Here is a 6037-nt window from a genome sequence, read left to right on the forward strand (position 1 = left end):
CGACCGTCGCGCGTCGTCGCTCACGTCCGGCCCCGGCGGCGCCGACGGTGCCGACGGTGCCGGCGGCACGCCCCAACAGGGTGGGCTCGGCGCCGGCGAGCTCACTCTCCCAGACGCGTTCGAGGGCGGACTCGTCCTGCGCCGCCCACCAGGCGAGGTAGTCGGCGAACACCGTCTCCGGCGTCGCGTCGCGGCCGGGCGACCTCTCGCTCAGGTCGTCGCGCAGCTCCTGCGCCAGCACCGGGGTCGACCAGCCGTCGGCGAGCAGATGGTGCAGCGAGACGACGAGGTAGGAGGTGGTCGCGGTGGCCCGCACCCAGGTGTAGCCCGCGAGCCTGCCTGCCGCGAACGAGGTCTCGCGGTCGAGCTCGTCACGTTCGACGCGCTGCAGCAGCTGCTGCACGCCGGCCTCGTCGAGGTGTGTCGCGTCGATGTGGCGGTGGGGCACGTCGACGTGCTCGAGCACCACCGCGACCGGCTCCGGCAGGTCGCCCTGCCAGACGGCGATGCGCAGGCTCTCGTGTCGGGCGAACCAACCCGCCACCGCGGCATCGACCCGCGCGCCGGTCACCCGCGCGCCGGTCGCCCTCGGCCCGATCGCCCTCGTGCCCGACGCTCCGGTCCGGCCGGGGTCGGCGGGCCCCTCGGATCCGGCGGGTTCCGTGGGTTCGGCGGCTTCGTCGATGCGCAGGGTCATCGTCGTGCGATACGGGTCGGGCGTGAGCCGGGTCGCGTCGACATACAGGCCGAGCTGCGTGCCGGACAGCGGCAGCACCCGCTGCGCGCGCAGCCCGACGCGCTGCAGGTGCGCATCGAGGTCGGCGCGCCGCTCCCCCAACGACACCGCCTCCCCGCGCCCGCCCGGGGGTGATTCGGGGCCGGCGGCCGCGACGGCGAGCGACTCGACGGCGGAGTCGGCGTGGGGCGAGGCGTCGACGGGTCGAGCCAGCGTCGCGGCCTCGGACGGGGTGCGCACGGCCAGGAGCTGCCCGGCCCGCAGGGCGATCCCGCGGGAGCGCAGGCGCGAGCAGACCTGGATCGCTGCGATGCTGTCGCCGCCGAGCGCGAAGAAGTCGGCGTCGGCGCCCACCCGCTCGTGCGCCAGCCCGAGCACGTCCGCGATCGCGGCGCGCACGAGCGTCAGCGCCTTCGGCGTCCCCGAGGCACCGACGGCTCCCGAGTTGTCAGGGCTGCCAGGGTCGTCAGGGCTGCCAGGGCTGCCAGGGCTGCCAGGGCTGTCAGGGCTGTCAGTGGCGTCACGGGCGTCGAGGGTTCCCGCCGTCGCTGAGGCCGGTGGGGTCGGCTCTGGCTCGACCGGCCCGGCCAGGGCCACCCGGTCGAGTTTGCCGTTGGGCGTCAGCGGCAGCGTCGCCCGCAGGTGGATCTCGGCGGGCACGAGGGCGGCCGGCAGCCGATCGCGACACACCTGGGCCAGCTCCCGCACGAGGTCGGTGTCCGAGGTGCCCGAGGGGGCGTCGGCTCCCCCTGCGGACGCTGCGGACCCGGCGGGCACGACGTGCGCCACGAGACGGCCGCGGCCGGACACGCTGGCGCGGGCGACGACGGCGGCCTGGGCGACCCGCGGATCGCCGCGCAGCACCGCCTCGATCTCCCCGGGCTCGACGCGGCGGCCCGCGAGCGACAGCTGCCCGTCGGTGCGCCCGCCCAGCACGAGCAACCCCTCGGGCGTCCACCACGCTGTATCACCCGTTCGATACATGCGCTCGTCGCCGCTGAGTACGGCGCCCGCGGGGTCGCGGCGCGGATAGGGGTTGGCGACGAACCGCGCTGCGCTCTGCCCGGACCGGTGCAGGTAGCCGTCGGCGAGCCCCGGTCCGGTGAGGTACAGCTCGCCGGGAGTGCCGGGCGGCACCCGGCGCAGCAGGTCGTCGAGCACGAGCAGCCCGGTGCGTCCGAGGGCGCGGCCCACGACCGGCTCCGCGGAGTCCTCGAGCCGCGCCCAGGCCGCGTCGACGGTCGCCTCCGTCGGACCGTAGATGTTCAGCGCCACCGAGCCGGTGCCGCGGGTGCGCGTGCGCAGCCGGTGCCACAGGTCGGCAGGCAGGGCTTCGCCGCCGAGCACGCAGACGCGGGGCAGGCGCGTGAAGGCGACGGCGGCGAGCAGCGCGGACCACACCGTCGGGGTGAGGTCGAGATAGTCGATGTCGTGCTCACTCACATAGTCGGCGAGCGCGAACGGGTCGAGGTAGAGCTCGTCGGCGAGCACGTGCACGGTGTGCCCGGCGAAGAGCGCGAGCAGGGCGTCCCAGTGCGCGTCGAAGTGGAACGCGGCGGTGTGCGCGACCTGCCTCGGGGCCTCGTCCCCGCCGGGATGCAGCTCCCGCGCGTGGTGGTCGAGCAACCCGGCCAGGGCGCGGTGCGGTACGGCGACGGGCTTGGGCCGGCCCGTCGATCCCGAGGTCAGCACGAGGGAGGCGGTGTCCTCCGGGGCCGGCGCTCGGCGCGCGGCACCGCGCGGGCGCTCGTGCCGCGCCTCGACCCCGTCGGCGGTGACGAGCACGTCGGCGCCCAGATCGGCGAGCACCTCCTCGCAGCGGAGGGTGGGTAGCGCCGGGTCGAGCACGACCACGGCGGCGCCGGCGTCGAGGGCGGCCAGTAGGTCGACGACGAGGCGGGCCGAGCGCGGACGGCGGATGGCGACCCGCCAGACTCGCTCCGGCCACCCGGGCGAGTCGGGGGTCGAGTCGAGGGTCGAGTCGGGAGTTGGGTCGTCCGCCGCGGGGAGGTGGGCGAGCAGGATGTCCCGGGCGGCGCGCACCTCGCGGGCGAGTCGTTCGAAGGTCCACTCGTCGCGGGTTCCGTCGGGGTCGGCGTCGACGAGGGCGATCCGCCGCGGATGGCGAGCGCAGACGTCGGCCAGCGCGTCGGGCAGCAGGGCGGATTCGCGGATCGGCGCGTCGGTTCGGCCCTGCACCCGGGCCAGCAGCCGCTCGTCGTCGGGGGTCAGTGCGGCGATCTGCGCGATCGGGTCGTGCGCGGTCAGGTACGCCGTGCAGGCCGCGAGCAGCCGACGCGCCTGGTCGGCCTCGACGCGGCTTGCGTCGTAACCGAGTTCCACCTCCCAGTCGCGTGACTCGTCGCCGAGGCGCAGCGTGAGTGCGAGCGGGTAATGCGTGTCGTCGTCGATCGAGCGGATCGCGAAACACACCGGTCCGGCGTCGAACGACCGCGAGGTGGCCGATTCCACGGCGAGCACGCTGTCGGCCAGTTCGCCGGTGCGCAGGGCCGCCGCGATACCGCGCAGCCCGATGTGCTGATGCGGCAGCGTCGCCACCCAGCGGCGCTGCCCGGCTTCGGCGGCGGCCAGCACATCGCGCGCCGGGTCGGGGCGCTCGGCGACGAGCACGGCGTCCGTGGTCAACCCGATGAGGCGATCGGAGCCGGTGACGTCGGCGGCGCGGGTGGAGACGGCGACCGCGAACGGGGTGCCCTGGGAGCCGGTGACGAGGTCGAGCGCCAGGCCCCAACACGTGCGGGCGAGCGCGGCGGGGGTCAGCCCGCGCGCCGCGAGCCGGCCGCGCTGATCGGGCACGCGGGCGGTCAGTCGCTGCGGCCGGCGCTGCCCGGTCGACTCGGTCGACTCGGTCGGGCCGGTCTGCTCGGTCGGGCCGGTCGACTCGGTCGGGCCGGTCGACTCGGTCGGGCCGGTCGGACGAAGCCGGTTGCGGCTGGGCTCGACGCCGGCCAGGTGCTCGCGCCAGAAGGCCGCCGCGGCCTCCCGGTCCTGCGCGGCGAGCCAGGCGAGGTGGTCGCCGTAGCTACCAGCCTCCGTGCGCTCGGGGTCGCCGGAGCCGGCCGGGCCTTCGGGGCTCTCGGGCCTCTCGGAGCCCTCGGGGAACTCGGCCCTCGCGTACGCGCCCGCGACCTCCTCGACGAGCAGCGGCATCGACCAGCCGTCGAGCACCGCGTGATGGGCGCTCACGACGAGCGCCGCGGCCGGGAGGTCGGGTCCACGCTCGGCTCGGGCGGGCCGCACGACGTCCCAGCGCAGCAGCGGCGGTTCGTCGAGCCGCCACGGCAGCTCGCGCCGATCCGCGGCCACTCGGGCCATCGCTTCCGCGAGGGTCTCGCCGGGGTGGGCGTCGTGGGTGTCGACGATCGGTGCCGTCTCGGCGTCGATGAACTGCACCGGCGCCACGTCGTCGCCCATGATCAGCCCGGCGTGGAGGTGCGGGTGCGCGGCGATGACCGCGCGGACCGCCTCCCGAAGCGTGGGGGTGTGCAGCGGACCGGTGATGTCGACCACGGTCTGTCCCACGTAGGCCGTCCGCGCGCCGGTGTCGAGCTCGGCGAGGGCGACCAGCCCCTGCTGCAGCGGGGTCGTCGGCCAGATCAGCGGCGTGCCAGGCGTGCTCATCGGTTCCCTTCTCGGATCGGTGCGGCGGGGGCGGGGACGCCCCGGCGCCGGGTGCGGCGGGCGAGCAGGTCGTGCACCGCTGCGAGTTGGTGCTCGGACAGGCTCGGGTCGGGACCGGCCGCCCCGGCTGCCCGGGCGGCATCTCGATCAGCGAGCTCGGCCGCACCCCCGGCCACGTCCCCGGTCACGTCCCCGGTCACGCCGGCCGGCGTGTGCGATGTGTCCGGTACATCGGCCGGCGGCTGGGTTGCTGCGGCGATCCGGGCCACGGTGCGCTCGGTGAAGACGGCACCGACGCTGGTGCGGTGGCCGCGTCCGCGCAGGATCGAGACGAGCCGGATGGCGGTGATCGAGTCGCCGCCGAGGGCGAAGAAGTCGCTGTCGCGGCCGATCCGCTCGAGGCGAACCGCCAGCACCTGCGCGAGGGCGGCGGCCACCGCGCGCTCGGCGCCCGTGGCAGGCGGCTCGCCGGGGGTGTCGGGCTCGGCGTCCGCGGCGTCGAACGGCAGCGCGGCGGTGTCGAGCTTGCCGGTCGCGGTGCGCGGCAGGCGCTCCAGCGTGGCGACGCGGGCGGGCACGAGGTGTTCGGGCAGCACCTGCCGGCTCGACTCACGCACCTGGGCACCGGAAACTGTGCCGTCGGTGACGACGAACGCATGCAGCCGCCCCTCGTGGGCGACGACCGCGGCATGGCGCACGCCGGAGAGGCGGCGCAGTCCGGCCTCGACCTCGCCGGGCTCGATGCGGTAGCCGCGCACCTTGACCTGGTCGTCGGCGCGACCGCGGTAGTCGAGCAGCCCGTCCGGTCCGACGGCGACGAGATCACCGGTGCGGTACATGCGCGCCCCGGGCGGGCCGGCGGGGTCGGCGACGAAACGGTGCGCGGTCAGATCGGGCCGCTGCAGGTACCCCGCGGCGAGTTGGGGTCCGGACAGGTACAGCTCGCCGACGACGCCGGGGGGCACCGGCAGCAGGTGCGTGTCGAGCACCTGCGCGCGCACCGAGCGCAGCGGCGCCCCGATCGTGCCGCGGGAGTCGGGGCCGGCGGCAGGCGCCGAGTCGCCCGTGGATCGGACGATCCCGACCGCGTCGACGGTGGCCTCGGTCGGGCCGTAGAAGTTGGCGACCTGCAGGCCGGGTTCGGCGAGGAGCCGGTGCCACAGCGCGGGCGGGCAGGCCTCGCCCCCGACGCTGATCATGCGCAGCGGGTGGCCGGGGTCGAGCAGCCCCTCGTCGAGGAGCGCGGCGAGCACCGTCGGTGTGGTGTCGACGAATTCCAGACCCTCCGCGCGAACGGCGGCGACGGTGCGCGCCGGGTCCTGGGTGACGTCGCGGGGCAGCACGTGCACCTCGTGCCCGAGGAACAACCCCTGCAGGGTGTCCCACGAGCCGTCGAACTCCAGCGGCAGGGTCTGCGCGATCCGCAGCGGGCGGCCCGCGAACGGGGCCAGCGTCGTCGTGCGGTGGTGGGCGAGAAAGTGGGCCAGCGCGTCGTGACCGACGGCCACGGCCTTGGCCCGGCCGGTGGAGCCGGAGGTGTGAATGACGTACGCCGGCGCGCCCCGGTCGACGGGGCCCGGCGCCGAAGCCTCGGCGCCGACGGGCACACCGGAGGCGGTGGGCACGCCGGAGGCGGTGGGCTCGGCGGAGCCGGCGGCC

Annotated in this window: 2 protein-coding genes; both read right to left on the reverse strand. The window is 76.0% G+C overall.

Going from position 1 to position 6037, the window contains the following annotated elements:
• The coding region (locus PINTE_RS19920) for an AMP-binding protein (protein ID WP_157087410.1) at positions 1 to 4378 on the reverse strand (4378 nt) is incomplete at its 3' end.
• A partial coding sequence (locus tag PINTE_RS19925; protein WP_157087411.1) for a non-ribosomal peptide synthetase occupies positions 4375 to 6037 on the reverse strand: 1663 nt, incomplete at its 5' end. The genes PINTE_RS19920 and PINTE_RS19925, both read right to left, overlap by 4 nt.

It is taken from the genome of Piscicoccus intestinalis NBRC 104926 (assembly GCF_001515525.1).
In the GTDB taxonomy this organism is placed as follows: domain Bacteria; phylum Actinomycetota; class Actinomycetes; order Actinomycetales; family Dermatophilaceae; genus Kineosphaera; species Kineosphaera intestinalis.